Annotated in this window: 16 protein-coding genes and 1 CRISPR repeat array (1 of these 17 cut by a window edge); of the genes, 7 read left to right on the forward strand and 9 right to left on the reverse strand. The window is 42.0% G+C overall.

Annotated elements, in window-relative coordinates; translation table 11 throughout:
• Positions 1 to 2,189: a CRISPR direct-repeat array (repeat unit 28 nt; unit sequence TTTCTAAGTGGCGTATGTCGCCATGAAC); it begins 544 nt to the left of the window's first position.
• Positions 2,190 to 2,321: 132 nt separating this feature from the next.
• The 8 genes from cas6f to KCV09_RS06835 form a co-directional block, all read right to left on the reverse strand.
• Complete coding sequence (gene cas6f / locus KCV09_RS06800) at positions 2,322 to 2,915, reverse strand: type I-F CRISPR-associated endoribonuclease Cas6/Csy4 (RefSeq protein WP_212515708.1); 594 nt, start codon at positions 2,913 to 2,915, stop codon at positions 2,322 to 2,324.
• 2 nt (positions 2,916 to 2,917) lie between these two features.
• Positions 2,918 to 3,931, reverse strand: a complete 1,014-nt coding sequence (csy3, locus tag KCV09_RS06805; protein WP_212515709.1) for a type I-F CRISPR-associated protein Csy3 — start codon at positions 3,929 to 3,931, stop codon at positions 2,918 to 2,920.
• Positions 3,932 to 3,957: 26 nt separating this feature from the next.
• The gene (gene csy2, locus KCV09_RS06810; RefSeq protein ID WP_212515710.1) at positions 3,958 to 4,842 is read right to left on the reverse strand and encodes a type I-F CRISPR-associated protein Csy2; all 885 of its coding nucleotides are present in this window, start codon (positions 4,840 to 4,842) and stop codon (positions 3,958 to 3,960) included.
• A complete protein-coding gene (gene csy1, locus KCV09_RS06815; RefSeq protein WP_212515711.1) occupies positions 4,842 to 6,092 on the reverse strand; it encodes a type I-F CRISPR-associated protein Csy1 in 1,251 nt (416 codons plus the stop codon). Before csy1 ends, csy2 begins: the two co-directional genes overlap by 1 nt.
• Before the next feature lie 20 nt (positions 6,093 to 6,112).
• On the reverse strand, positions 6,113 to 9,505 hold the full coding sequence (cas3f, locus tag KCV09_RS06820; protein ID WP_212515712.1) for a type I-F CRISPR-associated helicase Cas3f: 3,393 nt from the start codon (positions 9,503 to 9,505) through the stop codon (positions 6,113 to 6,115).
• Positions 9,502 to 10,467 (reverse strand): type I-F CRISPR-associated endonuclease Cas1f, encoded by a 966-nt coding sequence (gene cas1f, locus KCV09_RS06825; RefSeq protein ID WP_212515713.1) that lies wholly within the window; start codon positions 10,465 to 10,467, stop codon positions 9,502 to 9,504. Before cas1f ends, cas3f begins: the two co-directional genes overlap by 4 nt.
• 174 nt (positions 10,468 to 10,641) lie before the next feature.
• On the reverse strand, positions 10,642 to 11,604 hold the full coding sequence (locus tag KCV09_RS06830; protein ID WP_004939043.1) for a response regulator transcription factor: 963 nt from the start codon (positions 11,602 to 11,604) through the stop codon (positions 10,642 to 10,644).
• Entirely contained in the window at positions 11,601 to 15,059 is a 3,459-nt protein-coding gene (locus KCV09_RS06835) for a hybrid sensor histidine kinase/response regulator (RefSeq protein WP_151816066.1), read from the reverse strand. The genes KCV09_RS06830 and KCV09_RS06835 overlap by 4 nt, the downstream gene beginning before the upstream one ends.
• Positions 15,060 to 15,248: 189 nt before the next feature.
• Here KCV09_RS06835 and KCV09_RS06840 point away from each other — a divergent pair, with 189 nt between their 5' ends.
• The 7 genes from KCV09_RS06840 (at position 15,249) to KCV09_RS06870 (ending at position 21,410) form a co-directional block, all read left to right on the forward strand.
• The gene (locus tag KCV09_RS06840) at positions 15,249 to 16,865 is read left to right on the forward strand and encodes a purine-cytosine permease family protein (protein ID WP_151675718.1); all 1,617 of its coding nucleotides are present in this window, start codon (positions 15,249 to 15,251) and stop codon (positions 16,863 to 16,865) included.
• A gap of 236 nt (positions 16,866 to 17,101) precedes the next feature.
• Positions 17,102 to 17,173, forward strand: coding sequence for a pyrroloquinoline quinone precursor peptide PqqA (gene pqqA, locus KCV09_RS16475; protein ID WP_011182532.1), 72 nt, complete (start codon positions 17,102 to 17,104; stop codon positions 17,171 to 17,173).
• A gap of 72 nt (positions 17,174 to 17,245) precedes the next feature.
• Entirely contained in the window at positions 17,246 to 18,160 is a 915-nt protein-coding gene (gene pqqB / locus KCV09_RS06850) for a pyrroloquinoline quinone biosynthesis protein PqqB (RefSeq protein ID WP_004948490.1), read from the forward strand.
• Positions 18,150 to 18,917: a pyrroloquinoline-quinone synthase PqqC gene (gene pqqC, locus KCV09_RS06855; RefSeq protein ID WP_228301574.1), complete on the forward strand. Its 768-nt coding sequence runs from the start codon at positions 18,150 to 18,152 to the stop codon at positions 18,915 to 18,917. Before pqqB ends, pqqC begins: the two co-directional genes overlap by 11 nt.
• Positions 18,914 to 19,189: a pyrroloquinoline quinone biosynthesis peptide chaperone PqqD gene (gene pqqD / locus KCV09_RS06860; RefSeq protein ID WP_212515715.1), complete on the forward strand. Its 276-nt coding sequence runs from the start codon at positions 18,914 to 18,916 to the stop codon at positions 19,187 to 19,189. Before pqqC ends, pqqD begins: the two co-directional genes overlap by 4 nt.
• Complete coding sequence (gene pqqE / locus KCV09_RS06865; protein WP_212515716.1) at positions 19,186 to 20,343, forward strand: pyrroloquinoline quinone biosynthesis protein PqqE; 1,158 nt, start codon at positions 19,186 to 19,188, stop codon at positions 20,341 to 20,343. Before pqqD ends, pqqE begins: the two co-directional genes overlap by 4 nt.
• Positions 20,340 to 21,410, forward strand: a complete 1,071-nt coding sequence (locus KCV09_RS06870) for a dipeptidase (RefSeq protein ID WP_212515717.1) — start codon at positions 20,340 to 20,342, stop codon at positions 21,408 to 21,410. The genes pqqE and KCV09_RS06870 overlap by 4 nt, the downstream gene beginning before the upstream one ends.
• 41 nt (positions 21,411 to 21,451) lie before the next feature.
• Here the strand turns inward: KCV09_RS06870 and KCV09_RS06875 are convergent, their stop codons facing one another.
• Positions 21,452 to 22,237, reverse strand: a complete 786-nt coding sequence (locus KCV09_RS06875; protein ID WP_025094919.1) for a 3-hydroxybutyrate dehydrogenase — start codon at positions 22,235 to 22,237, stop codon at positions 21,452 to 21,454.
• Positions 22,238 to 22,286: the final 49 nt, after the last annotated feature.

Genomic DNA, 22,286 nt, shown 5'->3' on the forward strand with positions numbered 1-22,286 from the left:
TAAGTGGCGTATGTCGCCATGAACTTGTACTTTCTATAGCTGTGTTTTTTTTACTTTTTCTAAGTGGCGTATGTCGCCATGAACTTGTACTTTCTATAGCTGTGTTTTTTTTACTTTTTCTAAGTGGCGTATGTCGCCATGAACCGATGGAGCAATGGCTAAAAGCTACGCCATACTTTCTAAGTGGCGTATGTCGCCATGAACTTGGACATGATACAAATGCGATTCGAACGTCTTTTCTAAGTGGCGTATGTCGCCATGAATCAGCAGATAGCGAACAAGGATCAGATCATTCTTTTCTAAGTGGCGTATGTCGCCATGAACATTGCGAATGCTGCAAATCAATTGTTTACACAATTTCTAAGTGGCGTATGTCGCCATGAACTTCGTTTGAGCCGAACTACTGGTACACAGACATTTCTAAGTGGCGTATGTCGCCATGAACTTGGTAAAATGATGGATTGATCTATGCCAAAATTTCTAAGTGGCGTATGTCGCCATGAACTTTCCTGAAACTCTATCTATATGTTTTTCTTATTTCTAAGTGGCGTATGTCGCCATGAACTTACCGAACGGCGCTTTTTACCCTTCTTGATTTTTCTAAGTGGCGTATGTCGCCATGAACGATAAGCCATGCACGTGTGCTGTTTTTGCAATTTTCTAAGTGGCGTATGTCGCCATGAACTATGTATAACGCTACTGTAGGGGATTTTTATGTTTCTAAGTGGCGTATGTCGCCATGAACAGAATTTCATCGACTGGATTTTCTGCTTGTTCCTTTCTAAGTGGCGTATGTCGCCATGAACAATTCGTATAGTTTATAAAAATTACTTCTGAATTTCTAAGTGGCGTATGTCGCCATGAACCTCGATCTTCGCGGTCGCGTAGCCGCTGGAAATTTCTAAGTGGCGTATGTCGCCATGAACCATTCTACAACGGCACGACAGCAAGTACATCATTTCTAAGTGGCGTATGTCGCCATGAACATGCGTGTACGCGCTTTCGGGTGCAACTGGCATTTCTAAGTGGCGTATGTCGCCATGAACCATCGCTTGATATACCGAGAATATTTTCGTCCTTTCTAAGTGGCGTATGTCGCCATGAACATAAATTTCCTGCTCATCTGGTGCGACATATTTTTCTAAGTGGCGTATGTCGCCATGAACTGAGTTGCGCGAGATCGAGCATAAGCAGCGCATTTTCTAAGTGGCGTATGTCGCCATGAACCATTAACCCTTTCCGGCGATATTGATACGCAATTTCTAAGTGGCGTATGTCGCCATGAACCTTGATACAACGACCAACTACTATATTCGTGTTTTCTAAGTGGCGTATGTCGCCATGAACGTTTTGGTGTGGTGCTTGGTGGTTTGTCTGTATTTCTAAGTGGCGTATGTCGCCATGAACATTGTGGGTATTTTTGGTGGCCTGACAACTTTATTTCTAAGTGGCGTATGTCGCCATGAACGACCATTTATTCAGGGTCTTGGCTATCTCGGTTTTCTAAGTGGCGTATGTCGCCATGAACACATTTGTTCAGGTGATGTGTATATTGTTTGATTTCTAAGTGGCGTATGTCGCCATGAACTTCGGGGCCGATAAAATGAAAAAAAACCAAGATTTCTAAGTGGCGTATGTCGCCATGAACCATGTTGTAATAGCCTCACCAAATTCCCAAATTTTCTAAGTGGCGTATGTCGCCATGAACTTCATATATTTATGCAGCACGTATCGTAACGATTTCTAAGTGGCGTATGTCGCCATGAACAGAGATGTTCCTGATAACTCTATTATCTTCATTTTCTAAGTGGCGTATGTCGCCATGAACACAAGAACAGGACGTAAGTAAACGTCAGTACGTTTTCTAAGTGGCGTATGTCGCCATGAACTCAAAGAGAAAGCAAAAGTCACATCTAGTAATTTTCTAAGTGGCGTATGTCGCCATGAACAAAGACTTAAGCGGTGTGCTCTCTCAAATGCCTTTCTAAGTGGCGTATGTCGCCATGAACTATCGGTAAGACTGCTCAGCCATTAACGTTGTTTTCTAAGTGGCGTATGTCGCCATGAACCATGATCTGAAATTGGGGATCCGACCTCGGTATTTCTAAGTGGCGTATGTCGCCATGAACCACCATCATTGGTTAAGATCATGTGAGTTCGATTTCTAAGTGGCGTATGTCGCCATGAACAGTAAGAATAAAGCAAAAAATAAAGTTATAACAGTGCTTTAAGCCTAAAAAGTATGTAATACCCAAAGTTTTCAAGCAAAGTTATAACTTATTGATTTTATTAAGCTGTTAAAGAGTCTAAAAAATATTGGGTTAAAATTCTGGTACTGTGGATGTACGACTTAATCCATAGCTTCCAAATTTTCCAATTTTTGCCTCATCGGCACGCTTTTTTCCAATAATTAAACGGAAGTTCATATCATTGGTTTGGCTTTTCATATTGATATAAGGCTCAAAAGTCTCACTCAAATCCAATGCCATATAGTGTTTCTGCGCTTCTGCAATTGAAATTCCACGGCGCTCTGCCTGATGTAAAATACGCTGCTCAATTGTCAATTTCGGATTCACTTTAAAGTAAGTGGCATAACCGTTAATTTTATCCTCAGGAACTTTACGAGCGGATAAGACATGCACATAATCTTGCAGTCTTTCAAACCAATGGTTTAAGTTTAGTTGTTCCAATGCTTCAACTGAATCCGCAAAAATACGAACTTTATCACCTAAATAACCCAATTTTTTCTGCTGAATTAAACGATATTTTGGAAAAGATACTCCATAAATTATTTTTTGTTCGACATCTTTCTGCTCAACAAAGGCAAGATGAAGCTGGGTATATACTTTTGACCAAATTAGATGCAGAGGAACTTCTTCCTGCTCCAATAAAGTAATTTCTAAATAATAGAGCATAGTTAATCCTTGCTACTTTGACCAAAGACACCACCACGTACTAAAACTGCCATGACATAGTGCTCTTGCTCAGGATTTTCAAGTGATTCACCTAATGCGTATTTGTCAAATAAAGTAAAAAAGTCTTTTTTATCTTTCGGAGTACGATACGCTTTACCAAGATTGGTTACAGCACCGTATGGTTCAATTGCAATCGCTGTTTTTTTCTCATCAAATTCAGGATACCAAGTATCTATGGTACGTAAAGCATTACCTAGCTTTTGTGAATGCATCGCTGCAACATCATTTACATGGTAAAGAATTTTACTTTTTTCTCCTTTACCTTTATCTAATACAAGTTCTTCACTTGGATAGACTTCTTGACCTTTACCCACCAAAGCATAAGCTTCAACTTTAATAAGTAAATATGGGACTTCCCCTTTTAAAGCACTTGCAATTTGATTTGCCAAATTTTGTATTTTTTCATCAGTAGAATCAAAATTATGCAATGGATAATTTAAAGCATCAAATGTTACTGCAGCTTGATCATTGACTGTGACAACTACTTCTACTTTTTCTGCACCTACACGGTTACGCCATAAAAAACGTGCATTGGCAATATTTAGTGCATAACGTTTTGCTAGCTCACTAAAGCCATAAGTCGAAATGTAATTTTTAGCAACATCGTTATAGGACTTTAAGAAAATTTCATTATTACAAGCCGATGGATTTTCAACTCCACCCAGCACCTTTAAGGTAAATGCGATTTTTAAAGTATCTTGATTTTCACCTAAAGCACAAGCATCGACTTTTTGTAAATTAGCTTTTTCAACTTCTGCATTCAGCTTCAACGGATCACCCGCAACTGCAGGTTTTAAGCGGTTTGAAATCGTACCTCGTACAGATTTTTCAATCAATTTCAAAGCACTTTGTTCATCTCGTTTATTCCAGTTTGTCCCGTATAGATAACCATCCGATGGAACCAATTTTTTTTCAAACGCAAGTACGCTTGCTACAACTTTGTCATTTTTAGCCATGAGTTTTCCCTCTTTTTAAAATTAATTTAGTTTGTTGTTACGTTTTGGCAAAGATACAGATTATTTTCTAAATCAACATGATATTGCCAAAGTAGTTGATCGATACTTTCAATACGATAAGGCATAACAAATTCCCCGAGCGTCAAAACAGCTTCCGCAAAACGATGTGGTGTATGAGCATCACGTTGATTTTTAGCGATACCTAATTCTGAAATACCCTGAAAACCTACCGCAATTGGTACAAGCCAGCCCTTTTCTTTGCGGCTACTTAACCATTTGACTTTTCCATTCTCATCGATTTGTGAATTATGTGTGACCTTTAAATAATCCAAAATTGCATCCAGAGCATCTTGTCCTTCTTGCATACTTTGTATGACTAAATCACGCCGTTCGATCAGTACATGACCAAGCATAAGTTTATTTAAAATTGGTTTGAGTTCTTGGTCTTTATAACCGTCTTCATCAAAATCTAAAATTTGCTGATCATACACAGCTAAAACATCACCACCCGCAAACTTCATACTATTTATAATTTCAGGCAGAATAGTTAAAAGCCCCTCCCTTTGTTTTTTCCCAAGATTATCTACTTCAATTAAAAGTGACATTTCTAAATGGCAACGGGCTTCTTCAATAAATGCAGGTCGGCTACCATCCTTATCTAGTGGATTTGCTGTGCCAATAATGGAATGAACAAAATCATTTTGTCCTTTATGTGTTTGCAAGTTGAAGTCATGACAACTCACTGCAAGTCGCGTCAGTTGAATATCATGACCTTTAGTATTTAACTTACGTTGCAAAGCATGCATTGCTCCTAACCATGCCGTCATCGCAGGAAATCCAATACTATATGGACTGCTCATCGCATTGGCATTATGGATTTTTAAATGTGGAATTAAGATAAAGCGGCGCATTAAAAAAACTCCTTGATCTGTTGTAATGATTTCTCAATACGCTGTTTTACATCTAGCAACTCAACTGTTCCCAATGTATTAGCATCGCTGATCACTTTTTCGTAGCTACGAATGATCCATCGTGCAATTTCTCGACTTAGCTCATCTCGCCATTCTGAGTTTTCTTCACGTTCTTCTTTATAAATTTGATCTAACCAAATGCGTTGTAATTTGGGCAATCCAACATAATAGTCCTGATTTGACCATCCACTTTCGGCATATTCCCGTGTTTTTAGAGCCTGCAATAGAATTTGATCAATGACAAATTGAATAATATTTTTAATGGCTGTACGGATATTATTGTTATTTAAATCTAACTGCATAAGTTTATGCAATTGAACAAAACTCTCCTGATAATTTTTTCGATATAAACATTGGGAGAGGAAGTCTGTTTTAGGTAAACGAATTGCTCTTTTTTCCAGTACAGGCGGGCAGCTTGAAAGCAAATAAGCTCGCCCTGCGTTTTGACTATTTAAAACACTTACATTTTGTGGTTGAGTTCCGCCATATGCTGTAATGGTTAAATCATAGATATCAGAATAACCAATCTCATCTAATTCATTTTTTTTACGATTTTCTTTGGCTTGTTTAGTTTCTTCTGAAAATCGGATTTGATCAATGGATTGTTTTAACTTCGTAATTAAACCCGAGGGTGTTAACAACGACAATAAATGATATTCACCTTCTGCTATTGGAAAATACACCTGTTTCACCAAATGATCTGTTTTCACAGAAGAATCAGTTGTTTTTATTTTTAAAAATTCAAAACTCAATTGTTCAAAATCAAGCTTATTTTGAATTAAAAGTTTTTTTAAATCTTCATCTTGCTGCTCAAAGCCATCTAACACGGTTGATTGGTCAGTCAAAGGTAAAGATAAAAATTTAAAAACATCCATCGCAGCCGCATTACCAAAGACATCCAAACTATAATCAACATTGCCGCTACGCAGATAACCATCACTCTTCTTATTAGATGTAGCAATCACACTTGATGTTTTGGCGCTTGGATGGCTGAATTTACTTGGATGACTCACCATTGAAAGCTGAGAAACACGCTTTGCTGCATCAGGTAACCATTCATTTAAGTTAAATTTATCATCTGCCTGTTGATTTAATTCTGAAATTACAGCTTCTGTTTCTGCCTTTTTTAAACGATCTTTTAGCCACAATTCTTTACGCTCGTTTAAAAAAGTATGAATACTCTCAGTCATACTTTTCCCCTATATTGTTATTACTGTAAAATAATTAGTCCAAATTGTTCTGAATAATTCAATTGCTTATCTTCATCGTACTTGGGTAACATAATTTCCCCATAACGTTTTGATAATTTTTCAATCTTTTCATCAATATCCTCATTTTCATTTAAGTTATCAAGTGCCATACGACGTAAAATGTCGTGATAATCACGATTTAGCCATAATCGCTGTTGTTCAGTTGAATTTAATTCATAAGACTTTATTTTGTAGAAACCACTACGATTGATATATACACCCAAATCATCTCGCTCACAAAATATAAGCTTGTTATTTTCCAACACAGCAAAAAGCTGAATATTGGCTATACTTTGTCGAAATGGCGTAAATTGCTGAGGTAATGCCGTTAAAAACCACTTTTGCGTCAACCATGCATTTAGAGGTTTAGCACCTTGTTTTTGATACGATGTAAGTGCATCAATCATGACCGCATGCTCAAGATCTGCCAATTTTTTGACTGTCTGTAAAGGTTCATTCGCTCGAATTCTTGGAATAGCATTAACTTGTGCTAGATTTTCAATATCAATCAGTCTAGATAAATTTTTTGTTTCCAAAATAAAATTTGCTTTAGGAGAATCAACTTCAAATCCTGGTTTTTCAAAAGCTACTTTCGCTCCTCGCAGACCTTTCAAATTATATTGCATCAGTGCAATATTCGGCTGCTGAATATCCTGTTCTAGCTTCCGATGCCTTAAAACACGTCCTGCTAACTGAATAATCGAACGATAAGATGATGGTTCGATAATTGCCCAATCAAAATCATGGTCTCGTCCGACTTCTTCAACTGGCGTTGCAACGAGAATAAAAATTACATCACCGCAATCTGTGGTATCTAAATGCTGTCGAATAACCCCATCATTGCCTGTTTCTAAAAATGCTTTGGGCTGTTCGCCCTGTTTTTCTTTACGTTTTAGCGTTTCATCTAAATGTTGTTCTTGTTTACTACGCAATAACAGCACTTGCCTACTATGGTAAGCCATCACCCTTGGTGCAATATTTTCCGTCCATTCAGCGTTTAACAAATATCGAGTTAGTGCAACACATGGCGGAATATTTGCAATACGAATTACACCAAAAGAAACTCTCTTACCTGTTTTTGCATCAATGCTGTGGTGTTGCTGATGCAGTTTTTCCGCTTCAATCTTTATTCGTTCAAAATATTGCTTCTGAATACTTTCATCTAAACGTTCTTGTGCTTTTTCAGCGACCAAATCTTCACATTCAACGATATAAGCTTTATGTTTAACGATTTGTCGGCTCAAAGTATCTGCACGATTTTTCACAAATCGAGAATGTGCAGTTTGATAGTTTTGAATAATATTTTTTGGCTCAAGTAATTCAACTTTTTGAATTTGGGTCTTAAACTCATCTACCCACATACACTGCACATCTACATTTTTAATTTTTTTAAATGCACAGTATAACTGCCAACCTTGCTGGTAAGCATTGAAGAAACCTTCTGCCAAAGCAAGTGGAATGGTTGCCGATGAAATCATGACTTTACGCCCGAGCATCCCTGCAAGATGTACAAGCCGTGCAATCGCAATTAAATCTTGCCCATTAAAATCATCTACTTCATCTATGACTAAATCAGATGATGATAGTCGTAGACTCGGTAAAATGTATTTTCCGCCTCGTTTCGTCTCAGTTGCCGAAATAATATGGTCAATCGTGCAGACTAAAACAGGCTTATATAAAAATGCCTTATTTCGCTCAGCTTGATTTTGTGGGAATAATGCATCCATAAAATCAGCTTGAGGCATATTGTCATAAATTAGTTCGTTGCCTAATAACTCCTCTAAAGATTCTGAACCTAACTCCTCAATATCAGTTTCTTCCGTTTCATTATTTGGCTTATTTTTTTGCTGATGTAATTCCTGCACTACTCTTGAACCAATCAAAACTGCTAATTCATCTTTGGCTAAACCAATATCATGTTGATAAGCATCACCTGTTTGCAGAGTTAAAGTTCTTAACCCTAATGCCAAAATATAGCGTAATGATTGTGCATCTTTGGATAATGCTTGCATAATCTTGGCATTGGCAATGGTTTTGCCTTTACCTGTACTTGCCATATTGACAATAAACCAGCCTTGATTAACCTCAATTTCATTCTTCTCAATAAATTGTTGAATACCTTTAACTGCTTGATCTTGCCATTCAAAACCTTCTGGACTTTTCTTTTTCAGTTTTTTCAAATCATAGGCAGGCTCCATTTCATCTGCTAAGCGACTCAAAGACTGTGCAACTCGCATGGCATTATCACTGACACGCACCAAATGCTCATCAAGCTTTTGTTTGCCTTGTTTAGTTTTTGGATCGGTATTTGCTATGAGCGATAAACTGGTTTTCCAAAATTGATCAGCATTACAAGATGAATAATAATGATCGCCTAACATTAAGCAGAGTCGGGCATGATGTAAAACTACTCGCCAACTACCATCATTAAAAATTTGCTCTACAGAGCTTAGCTCTTGAACTAAACGACCTGACCATTTTTTTAATTGCTTTGTCCATTCAAGCGACTGACTTAATAAACCTTGTTCAAATTCAAAACATAATTTTAAACGTTGCTTGTACTCAGTTTCATCTTGTTTGTTTTGATATCCCCAATCAGCCTCAATAAAATCAAATAAATCTGTCAAATTTTTGGCAGGTTCATCTGTATATGATTTGAGTTCTTTATCATTCTGAATACTAGGCAAACGATGATGTGAAACAATCAACCATGCCACTAATTGCGCCAATCGCGGGAGCTGATCAAGCACTTTAGATTGATCAGAATTTTGCAAAATCGTATTTTTGAGTGTCTGTTCATCCCAACTATGTTGCATGAGTAAATTTAACCATGCCTCATCGGATTGATTATTTCCTGACGATTGCACCAAGGCATTGAGCAATAAACAAGAAATCCACTCATGTCGTAATGGATCGCCTTTTTTGGCATTTTTACTTTTGTACTGTAGTTTTTCTTGAAATAAAACTGTGGCTTTTCCCCAGTCATGTAATAAAGCTGATACTGCAACTAAGGCCTTAATTAAGGGCAAATAATACCAATCGTTTTCCCATTTATTTTGATCTAATTTTTTCTGTGTAGTATTTACAGGCACAATGCCTTCGCTATTAAACTTATTTCGATTGCCAACAATCCACATCAACTCACTTCGACGTCGCCTACGTATCCAATGACATGAAACAGCAGTATTCTTCGTTACTGTCTTTTTAAGTAAGCGCTTAACCGCCAATAATCCATCTTCGGTAATGACCGTTTGCCAGGTGTTATCCCCAATTCGATCTGCAAAAGCGTCTAATACACGACGAGTTCGAGGGATGGCTTTCTTTTCGCATTGAGAGATAAAGGTTACGATCATAATGTGCCGTCCTCGCTTACAACACTTTTGCAAGCTTGAGCTTTCACCTGATCAAACATCCAATCCAAACATTTGTACTCTGCAAATTTCTGCAAGAGTTGCTGACGAAACTCTTGCTCAGACATGCCCTCTTTGGCACAAATAAAAGCCCATGATAAAACCACGGCATCCTTAATTAAATCGGCCACATCGAACACCAAAGCACCACGACGCGTTTTACCATGCATCACCGCAAAACTGTGACTAATCCCCAAAACCCAAAGCGTGGTTGCTGCGAGGCCGTATGCCAAATAATTTCCATGATTTAAAAAGTCGTTGGCTAAATCTCCCTGTTCAGGATTACGCTCAAAACTAAGTTTGCAACGCGTCGCGGCGATCTTGTAAAGCTGTTTCGTGGTTTGTGCTTCGGCAAGTAATAGGTCCCCAACCTTAGTTTGATGTGGAATCTTGTTCTCAAATCCTGTCACGGCTTGTTCTATATCCGTATCAGTTAAATTAAAGCCTTCGTCTTTCAAGTCTTTATCTTTTGCCCAAATTTTACGAATAAATTCAATTCGGGCGAACTGAAATTGTTTTGCGACGTCTAGCCGTTTGGCATCATCAAACCAAAAACTCATCCAGCCTTGCATGTATTCAGTCGGACGATATTCACTTTGAGGCATCATCCATTCAATTTCAGATCCCATAAATAATGGTGTACCACCACCGCCTGTAAAACCTACTAATACTCCTGCACTGGCGAGCATGCGCATTGCTGCCTGCGTGATGGATGTTCCTGTTCCTAATAAAATGACCGTAGTATTGGCAATCGGAATATTCCAGTATTGGTTTTCGTTTTTTGCTTCAGTCAAATATAAAACGCGACCGTCTTTTTGCATCACACGGCAATGCTCAAGGTAATATAAGTTTGCCCGCTTTGAATGTAAGATGGCTTTTAAATCGGAGGGTGAAAGTTGTTCCATTTTTTATACTCTATTTTTTATTCTTTTATAATAATAAATGAAGCATTTTAAAAATACTTATGTTTAAACTTAGACGACATATTTTGTCGTCTAAGTTTAATTTTAAAGGTGAACTTTAGATTTAAAATATCTCAAAAAATGAATATAAAATCCAATGTGATGATTATTCCCTCCTCACATGGTATTTTCCTGCACCAAACTATTCATATAAGCCACGGCTGCTGTACGGTTTTCTACACAGAGTTTTTCAAAAATATGCTCAAGATGCTTATTTACGGTTCTTGGGCTGAGCTCTAATATCTCGGCAATATCTTTATTGGTTTTACCCAGTGCTAGCCAATGCGAAACTTCCGCTTCTCGTTGGGTCAGTTGCGGGCAATATTTTAAAATCTCCTCAACGCCCAAAGCCGGAGCAGACATTTTAATTTGCACCAGATAAGTGGCGTGCCCCACGGGTTGATCGTGCCATGGTGTAAGCAAAATAAGTTGCAGTTGATGTGATGCACTAGAATAGGTGCAACTCATTTTCTTTTTATTGTCTTTATCGCGTTTAATTTCGGCAAACCACTGTGTTAAACCAGTTTCAAAGCGTTCACGATCTTGCAAATACTGGTTCAGCAAAATATTGGCTTTTTCTGTGGTCCATGCAATTTTCCCGAGCTGATCGAGTGCCAAAATCGCGACTTCAGTGGCATCAATCACCTGCTTTTGCTGACGTAAAAGCTGCGCATGCGCCAGATGTGTTTTTACCCGCGCCAGAACTTCTTCAATATTAAGTGGTTTGGTGACATAGTCGACGCCACCCACTTGAAAGCCACGGACAATATGTTCGGTTTCAGACAATCCGGTCATAAAAATGACGGGAATAAACTGCGTAATTGGGCTGGCTTTGAGCTGTAAGCAACTTTCAAAACCATCCATATGTGGCATATTGCCATCGAGCAAAATCATATCTGGCTGACAGCGGTGCGCTATTTCAATGGCACTTAAACCATCTGTGGTGACCAATACCTGATAACCCGCCTGATCCAAACTTTCATGCAATAATCCGAGATTTTCAGGCACATCATCCACAATTAAAATCACCGCCTGATCGTGCGGGCGAAATGGAGAAATCGAAGCAATGTCCTGACTCATCGTGCGTCCTGAAGTAATTGGCGTGCGTGTTTTAAGTCAAATTTTTGCACAGATTGATTCAGTTGTCCCCATAGTTCGTTATATTCTGGAAAATCATGTTGATACTGTTGAACGGCGCGCTGAATACCGCGTATATAGCCCTGCCCAATCAGTTGCTCTAGATGATTCAAAGCCTGATCAAACGTCATCGACTGTGTATGAGTAGGTTGAGGCTCATTTACGACCGCTGTGGTCGTAAATGGCTGAGCAGAAATCGGTTCTGATGTTGGCACTGCTAGGGAGGCTTGTGTGGTTGAAGCTGTAGACTGATCAATCCATGTAAGCCCCAATTTATCGCCAATTTTATTTAAAAGTAAATTCAGATCGATCGGTTTAAGCATAAAGTCTTCACTTAATACGGCATCTTGCGGATTACCCTCACGCTCATTCACATTCGCCGATATAATCAAGATCGGGACGTTGGTAATATTATTTTGACGTAGTAAATGTGCCGTTTCCCAACCGCCCATCATGGGCATATTTAAATCCATTAAAATAAGATCGGGCTGAAATACTGGCACCTGTCTTAAACAATCGATACCTGATTCTGCCTCCTGAATAATAAAACCAAGTGGGCGTAAAAAATTCGCCACCAAACCTCGATCGACGGCTTCATTATCGACCACTAAAATCCGTTTTTGTTCACCGATATAGCCCGTGATCTGATTCGATTGTACATTTGAAATAGGATGTACCAGCGCCTTAGAAGGCAAATACAATTTAACCTTGAAACATGAGCCCTGATTTAGCTCACTTGTTACCGAGAGCTGGCCACCAAGTAAATCGACCAGTAATTTCACAATCGGCAGCCCAAGCCCGGTTCCGGTAAACCCACCCTGTACCACATTACTGCCACGCTCGAATGGGTTAAAAATCCGCTCAAGATCTTGCGCTGCAATACCGCATCCGGTGTCTCGAATTTCAAAATAAGCTGTTTGAAAACGATATTCCAGTTTCAAATGGATTTCGCCTTTGGTGGTAAATTTAAGCGCATTCCCCAGTAAATTGATTAGAATTTGTTCCAGTCGTTTTTTATCAGTTCGGACATATTCCGGTAAATGCTCACTCACCTTACAAATAAAATGTAGCCGTTTCTGCTCGATTTGCGGCTGAAACATCTGAATCATTTGTTCGATAAAATGAGGAAAATGTACATCGACCATATTCAGGCTGATCTTACCGGTTTCGATGCGCGATAAATCCAGTAAACCATCGATGAGCGAGGTCAGATGCTGTCCACTTCGACTAATCACACCCAGTGCCGTCTGGCCTTGTGGCGAAAGCTGTTCCTGTTTTTGTAATAACTGGCTGTAACCTAAAATACTGTTCAGTGGTGTTCTGAGTTCATGGCTAATACCCACCACATAACGGCTTTTGGCTTCATTGGCACGCTCGGCCTGAATACGGGCATCGTAAAGATGCTGTGAGGTTTGCTCATGCGCTGCGATTTCTTCTATGAGCAAACGGGTTTGCTGATGCGTCTCCTGCTCAGCTTTACGGCGGCTTTGATCATTAAGCACCAACCACCACGCCGCGACACTGATCAGTAGAAATAAAATGGTGTAGATTTTTAAAAATAAAGTAAATAACTGCTGGATGGCTTGCTCGTTGACTGCTTCCAAATAGGTTTTTTCTTGTAAATACACCAAGCTTAAACAAACCGCCAAAATGAGCCCGAGCGAGAGCATTAACAGTAAATATTGGCTCAGGCGAGTATTTAACCGCTGTGACCATGCTTTAGGTAAATAGCGCTCGATCCATGTTTTAAGCTGTACTGTCCAGCGGGCATGCGGCTTACATAAATCATGACAGCGTGCTTCGAGTGAGCAACAGAGTGAGCAAATTGAGTGCTGATAGGCTGGACACACTGCCATATCGGCTACTTCATAATCACGCTCACACACCACGCAAGTGGCTACAGGGGTTGAGGCAATCTGTTCAGGTGGGCGAGCAAGGTAGTATTTGCCACGGGTAAGTAATGCAATGAGCGGCACACTAAGCATAGACGTACCGAGTGCAATAAAACTGGCCAAGCCTTTTGCCGTAAGGCCAAACACTCCCAAATAACATAGCATTGAGACACATGATGCAATCACCAACGCACCTACGCCTACGGGATTGATGTCGTACAAGTAAGCACGTCGAAACTCAATCCCTTTGGGACTTAGCCCAAGCGGTTTGCAAATCATAAGATCTGCCACCACGGCGCCAATCCATGCCAGCGCCAGATTGCTATATAGCCCTAAAATTCGCTCGACCGCATGGATAATTCCCATCTCCATGAGTACCACTGCAATCAGCACATTAAAAATCAACCACACAATTCGGCCGGGATGACTATGTGTTAAACGCGCAAAAAAGTTTGACCACGCCAGCGAGCCCGCATAGGCATTGGTGACATTGATCTTGATTTGCGCCAGACAAACCAGTAACAGCGTGAGTAACAAGGCGATTTGCGGCGATGGAATAAACTGCTGATAAGCCATCCAGTAGAGGTAGGTCGGGTTATCTAATTCAGCAATCGGTACCAGTAATTGATAAGCCAACAGCATGAGCAACATCCCCATGCAAACTTTAAGAAAACCCGCCAAAATCCATGATGGGCCACCCAAAAATACTGCAAGATGCCACGAACGCTTTGCTTGTTGCTGTTGTGGCAAAAAGCGCAAGTAGTCGGCTTGTTCGCCAATCTGAATCACAAACACAAAAATCAGCGTGCAGGCAGCGCCAAAATAATACAGGTTAAAATCGCTTGAGGCCGATACTGCACCAGCAAAATGAATGCTGTCACTGAGCAAATGTGGTTGTTTCCAAAGCACCACGATCCACGGTAGCACCAACAAGATCAGCCATAACGGCTGAGTATAGGCTTGTACTTTATTGATAAACCCTATGCCTTTCACCACCAAAGGCAAAATGACCAGTGCAGAAATTAAATAGCCAATACTCAGCGGAATATTCAGTGCCAGTTCCAGCGCCATCGCCATAATGGCTGCTTCAAATGCCAGTAAAATAAAGGTAAAGCTGGCGTATATCAGTGAAGTGATGGTCGAGCCGATATAACCAAAGCCTGCGCCTCGCGTGAGTAAATCGACATCGACATTATATTTCGCTGCATAGTAACTGATCGGCCAACTGGTCATAAAAATAATCAGACACACCACAATCGCCGCCCACATGGCATTGCTAAAACCGTATTGCCACAGCATGGTGGCACCAATGGCTTCCATGGCCAGAAAACTGACCGTCGAGATGGCAGTATTGGTCACTGTCCACGGCGACCATTTGCGTACCGACGCTGGTGCATAGCGCAGCGCAAAATCTTCGATACTCTGGTCGGCCACCCAAAGATTATAGTCACGACGTGTTTTAATCACACGTTGTGGTGCGTGCGGAGTTTTTGAAGAATTTGACATGGCGAGCAATGGCTGGGCAGACTTAGGCTATATGGCCACTTTGCCAAATCTTGACGCAGATTGCTATGCTTATTGCATGCGCACGTATACGCAAAATAACGTATTTCCAATTTTGCCCTAACCCGACAGACTCCTCTACATCAAGCAATCCAATATTGCCGTTATTCGTTCTGTGGGGAGATCCAGCTTATGCGCGCATCCGAGCATTCAACTATTGGTACCGTCGACGACGCCGATTCACGTAAAGCCGTGAATGAAACCCTCGAAGATTACACACTGCGCTATGCACCGCACAGTTTTCGCCGCTGGAGCCCTAAAGTGGTGGCCATTACAGCATTGGGCGGCATTGCCTATCTGGCCGACTTTTCAATTGGTGCCAGTATTGGTATGGCCTATGGCACCACCAACGCCGTTTTTTCAATTTTATTTGCAGCGCTGATTATCTTTTTAACCGGTATTCCACTGGCTTATTACGCTGCACGCTATAACATTGATCTGGATCTGATCACCCGCGGTGCCGGTTTTGGCTATATTGGTTCAGTGCTGACCAGTATCATTTTTGCCAGCTTTACCTTTATTTTCTTTGCCCTTGAAGGCTCGATCATGGCACAAGGGCTGTTGCTCGGCTTAGGTATTCCGTTATGGCTGGGTTATCTCATCTCTACGGTGATGGTGATTCCACTGGTGATTTATGGCATGAAGGCCCTAAGTACCTTACAGGTCTGGACGACACCGATCTGGCTGATTCTGATGATTGGCCCTGTGGCATATCTGATTCATAAAGAGCCTAATCTGGTGGGCCAATTTGCCAATTACACCGGTGCAGAAGGCTTCGCACCGATGGACATGGCCGCGATTATGCTGGGTGCCGGTGTATGTTTGTCGTTGATTATGCAAATCGGTGAGCAGATTGATTACTTACGCTTTATGCCTGCCAAAACCAAACAAAACAGCAAACAATGGTGGGCAGCCGTGATTTCGGCGGGTCCGGGCTGGGTGATCTTGGGTGCGATTAAACAAATTATCGGGGCATTTTTGGGTTTTTACTTACTGACCAAAGTACCCGGCATTAACTCGACAGAACCTGTACAACAGTTTAATGCCGCATTTCATGACATGCTGCCGGGCTGGTTGGCACTCTCTCTGGCCGTGATTTTAGTGGTGATCTCACAAATCAAGATTAATGTGACCAATGCTTACTCAGGCTCATTGGCATGGACCAGTGCCTATACGCGCGTGACCAAACATTATCCGGGTCGTATCGTGTTTGTGATGGTTAATCTGGTCATTGCTCTGGCACTGATGGAAGGCAACATGTTTGCAGTGCTGGGCAAAATTCTGGGCTTTTATTCTAACTTTGCCATCGCTTGGGTGGTGGTGGTTGCAACCGATATTTCTATCAATAAATATCTCTTAAAGCTTTCTCCAAAAGAGCCAGAATATCGCCGCGATATGCTGCACAATATTAATCCTGTGGGTTTGGTGGCATTTTTGGCTGCAGCAGGACTATCAATTGCTGCATTCTTTGGATTATTTGGTAGCTTTTTGGCTGCTTACTCACCCATCATCGCGCTGGTGGTTGCGTTTGTAATGACGCCATTGATGGGCATTTTGACCAAAGGCAAATACTACATCAAGCAAGCGCACGACGGCATTCAAGAGCCTCGTTTCGATGCCGAAGGTACGCCTGTGGCAACCATTTATGAGTGCATCGTGTGTGATCAGCCATATGAACGCCCAGATGTACTATTCTCTCATAAGCATCACGGCACCATTTGCTCATTGTGTAAAACGCTAGATAAATAAATCTCATGGTGTAAAAAGTTTCGGGCGGTTTAAAACTTAAACCGCCCGTTTGCTATTTCAATTACTTTAAATAAGATTTGGTTTGTATGGCGAATGTAAGTTATTAAGTAAAACTGCAGCAATTGATACGATGAGCGCACAAAATTTATGTGTTTTATGTCAAAAAATAGCTTTTATTAAATAAAAATAATATATGCTTCTGCATTCGAGATGATTTCTAAAATGGAGATTTTGCTATGTGGACCAAACCAGCTTTTGAAGACATTCGTCTAGGTTTTGAAATCACAATGTATGCTGCTGTCGAGTAATTTGATTGCGCGTCGAAACATCCACAACCTTGTGGATGTTTTTCATTTTAACTTATCAATTTTTAAACATTCATGCTGATAAAAATCTTAGGTTCTGCCGCGGGTGGCGGTTTTCCACAATGGAACTGTAATTGTGAAAACTGTCTTGGTCTTAAACAGGGAACGCTTCAGGCACGTGCGCGTACCCAGTCTTCTATTGCCATTAGCGATAACGGTACAGACTGGATCTTGTGCAATGCATCACCCGATATTGCACAGCAAATTGCCCACAATCCCGAATTGCAGGCGCCAGCATCGGTTCGCCGCGGTACCTCGATCGGTTCGATTATTTTGACCGACAGCCAAATTGATCACACCACAGGTTTGCTCAATTTAAGAGAGGGCTGTCCGCACCAGGTCTGGGCTACGCCTGAAGTACACGAAGATCTCAGCACCGGATTTCCAATTTTTAATATGCTCAAGCATTGGAATGGCGGATTGGTACATCATCCAATTGATATCCAGACTCCATTTCAGGTGGCTGTATGCCCGTCTATTCGCTTTACGCCAGTGCCTATTTTAAGCAATGCACCGCCCTACTCGCCATATCGTCACCGACCGCTGCCAGGTCATAATATTGCGCTTTGGATCGAAGATACCCGCACTGGACATTCGCTGTTTTATGCGCCCGGTCTTGGACAAATGGATGAGCAGATTTTAAGCTACATGCAGCGCTCAAACTGTTTGCTGGTTGATGGTACGCTATGGAAAGATCAAGAGCTGGCCTTACTCGGTGTTGGTCACAACACTGGTCAGGATATGGGCCATCTGGCCTTGCAAGAAGAGCGCGGCTTAATTCATTTGCTGGCGCAATTTCCGCAACAGCGCAAAGTGCTGATCCACATCAACAACACCAATCCAATTTTAAATGAACAGTCTGTCGAACACGCAACACTCAAACAGCTTGAGATCGAAGTGAGTTATGACGGCATGCTGATTGAGGTTTAATATGGCTGCATCACTTTTAAGCCCATCCGAGTTTGAGCAGGCACTGCGTGATAAGGACTGCTACTATCATATTCATCATCCGTATCACATCATGATGAATCAAGGTGAAGCCACCAAAGAACAGATTCAGGGCTGGGTGGCCAACCGTTTTTATTATCAGGTCAATATCCCGCTAAAAGATGCCGCCATTATGGCCAACTGTCCCGATCCTGCAACGCGTCGAAAATGGGTGCAGCGCATTTTGGATCATGATGGACAGCACGATGATCATGGCGGTATTGAAGCATGGTTAAGGTTAGGTGAAGCAGTCGGGCTTGACCGCGACACAATTTTGTCTGAAAAAATGGTGTTGCCAAGTGTACGCTTTGCAGTGGATGCCTATGTCAATTTTGCCCGCCGTGCGTGCTGGCAAGAAGCGGCCTGTAGCTCGCTCACCGAGATGTTTGCACCGGCGATTCACCAGTCACGGCTAGATACATGGCCAAACCATTATCCTTGGATTGATGCTGAAGGCTATGCTTATTTCAGAAGCCGTTTGGGTCAGGCCAATCGTGATGTTGAACATGGTCTGGCACTGGCACTTGAGTATTGCACGACGATTGAGCGTCAGCAGCGTATGCTCAATATTTTACAGTTTAAGCTCGATATCTTATGGACACTGCTCGATGGCATGACCATGGCCTATGTACTGCATCGTGCGCCGTATCATACGGTCACTCAAGATATCGCATGGCACCAAAAAGGATTATTAACATGAAGGATATCAACAACCACACCCCTGTGTTTAATCGAGGCTATCGTTTTCAGTGGGAAGAAGCACAGCAAAGTTATGTGATCTTGTATCCCGAAGGTCTGGTGCGTTTAAATGATACAGCCACCCTGATTTTAAAGCAGATTGATGGTTCACGTCGCGTTACGGAGATTATTCAGCTTTTGCAGGCACAGTTTCCAGATGCCGATGGTCTCGATCAGGATGTGATCGACTTTTTACGGCAGGCTGAATCGCGGCAGTGGATTGATCTGTCATGAATATTCCGGTAGTGCCGCAGATCAAGCCGCCATTGTGGTTGCTGGCCGAGCTGACGTATCGTTGTCCATTACAATGTGCCTATTGTTCTAATCCATTGGACTACGCCGCAGTAAAAAATGAACTGAGCACAGCACAATGGAAACAGGTTTTTGATCAGGCACGCGCCTTGGGCAGTGTACAACTTGGATTTTCTGGTGGAGAGCCTTTACTGCGGCCAGATTTACCCGAGCTGATTCAGCATGCCCATCGGTTGGGCTTTTATACCAACCTGATTACGTCAGGAATCGGGTTGACTGAAGACAAAATTGCAGCTTTTAGCGAGGCAGGTCTGGATCATATCCAGATCAGTTTTCAGGCCAGTGATCCAGTGCTGAGTGAACTGCTGTCTGGGTCACGTAAAGCCTTCGAACAAAAGCAGCAAATCGCACGTGCGGTAAAAAAGCACCGCTATCCGATGGTGCTCAACTTTGTGATTCATCGCTTTAATATCGAGCAGATCGATCAGATGATAGAATTGAGCCTTGAACTGGGTGCTGATTATGTTGAACTGGCCACTTGCCAGTTTTATGGTTGGGCCAAACTGAATCAGGCCGCTCTTTTGCCGACTTCCACACAGATTGCTTATGTACAATCCAGAGTAAAGGCCTACCGAGCGCAGATCGATCAACAGGGCTTAAAAACCAAGTTGATGCTGGTTGCTCCCGACTTTCATCAAACGCGTCCTAAAAAGTGTATTGGCGGCTGGGGACAAATTTTTATTACCGTCAGCCCTGACGGTACGGTACTGCCCTGTCAGAGCGCCAAAGATCTGCCTTTAGACTTTCCCAATGTTGCCGATCAGTCCCTCAAAACGATTTGGAACGAAGCATTTGCCTTTAATGCCTTTCGGGGCACTGACTGGATGCAAGAACCATGTCGTTCATGCCCAGACAGAGAAAAGGATTTGGGTGGATGCCGCTGTCAGGCCTACATGATGACACAAAACATGTATGCCACCGATCCCGTATGTAGTAAATCACCTGAGCATCATCAAATCGAGGCCGCTCGTGCAGATGCCGATGAGCAGCAACCAACCACCCAAGATTTGGTATTACGCAACAGCAGAAACTCTAAACTGTTTTTTAAAACAGTTAATCTATCGGATACACCATGATGAAGGTATTTGATGGGCATAACGATGTACTGGCCCGTATGTGGCTCAGTAATGCGCCAGATCCTGTTGCTGCATTTTTAGAGACTGGATTACCCGGACATCTCGATCTTAAACGCTGTCAGGCCAGCCCTTTTGCAGGTGGGCTGTTTGCACTGTTTGTACCACCTTTCGATTACGTACAAAAGCATCATTCTGATAAGCTCAAACATACGCAGCAAACGGCTTTTGATGCAACAGAGATCAGTGACATTATAGAGACTCAGCTGAGCTACATTGAACAGCTTGCCGCACGCTCTTCGGGGCAAATTCAGATTTGTGGTGATGTGCCTGCTATTCGTAATGCCTTAGAGCAGAATCAATTGGCAGTCGTGATTCATATGGAAGGCGCTGATGTTTTAGATGCCAACTTCGAACGGCTGAATTACTTCTATGCGCGTGGCTTAAGAAGCCTTGGGCCACTCTGGAACACGCCCAATCAGTTTGGGCATGGTTTGCAGGCCAACTTTCCACATTCACCCGATACAGGCGCAGGCTTAACCGAACTGGGCCAAGCACTGATTCAGTACTGTTCAGAACGCCGAATCCTGATTGACGTATCGCACATGAACGAACAGGCCTTTTGGGATACCGCCAAGCTGAGTCAGTTACCCCTGATTGCCACGCATTCCAATGCACATCAGCTCTGTCCGCAAGCACGCAATCTGACCGACCATCAGCTTAATGCAATCAAAACAAGCCGCGGCTGTGTGGGTGTAAATTTTGATACGGCTTTTTTACGATCTGACGGACAGCGTAACAAGGCAACATCGTTAGATATCATTCTGGATCATATCGAGTATTTGATGCAGCATCTGGGCGAAGACCATGTGGCTTTAGGTTCAGATTTCGATGGCGGATTTATTTCGGATCAGCTTCAAGATGTTAGGGGCTTGACTGCCTTACAACAGGCCTTCGAGACGCGTGGTTACTCAAAGGAACTGCAACATAAATTATGTTTAGATAACTGGCTTAATGCTCTCGATCGCGTCTGGCATGGTGGCAATTCACAATTAAAATCAACGCAATAAAAAAAGACGGTACAAGTACCGTTTTTTTTTAATGCAAGTGATTATTGTGCAGTGTAACCACCATCAATGAGCACCGCCTGACCCGTCACGCCTGCGGCTTTATCGCTACACAGGAAAATCGCGTAATTGGCAATTTCTTCAACAGACAGTAAGCGCTTTTGCGGCACCATTGCCAAAATCACATCTTCAAGTGCAGTGGATTCACTTACATTTCGGTTTTTGGCCAGATCGGCAATTTGCCCTCGCACCAGTGGCGTGTCGACATAGCCCGGGCATAAAGCATTTACCGTAATACCCTCTTTGGCAGCTTCCAGCGCAGCGACTTTCGTCAGTCCGATCACGCCGTGTTTGGCACTGTTATAGCCCGCTTTACCTGCAAAACCAATCACACCATTAATAGACGCCATATTGATAATGCGCCCCGATTGCTGCGCTTTCATGATCGGAAAAACATGCTTGATCCCGATAAAAGCACCCGTCAGCATGACCCCAACCAGCTTTTGAAACACATCGGTTGGAAAGTCTTCAATAGCCGCAACATGCTGAAAGCCAGCATTGTTAATCAAGATATCAATGGTTCCAAACTCGCTTTTGGTCTGTTGCAGCGCAGCTTGGAATGCGGCTTCGTCGGTAACGTCACAAGGTGCAGCCAGTGCTTCAAATCCTTCATTTTTAAGCTGTTGCACAGCCTCATCACACTTTTGTACATTGACATCTGATATAACGACTTTTGCGCCTTCTTGGGCAAATTTCTTGGCAATTTCCAGCCCTATACCACTGGCAGAACCTGTAATAAACGCAACTTTTGCTTCGAGTTGTTGAGTCACTTGCGCTCTCCTATTTTTCATGCGGTAAGTGGTGTACAACGCATAACGA

This window comes from Acinetobacter soli, from assembly GCF_018139125.1.
GTDB classification, from domain to species: Bacteria; Pseudomonadota; Gammaproteobacteria; order Pseudomonadales; family Moraxellaceae; genus Acinetobacter; species Acinetobacter soli.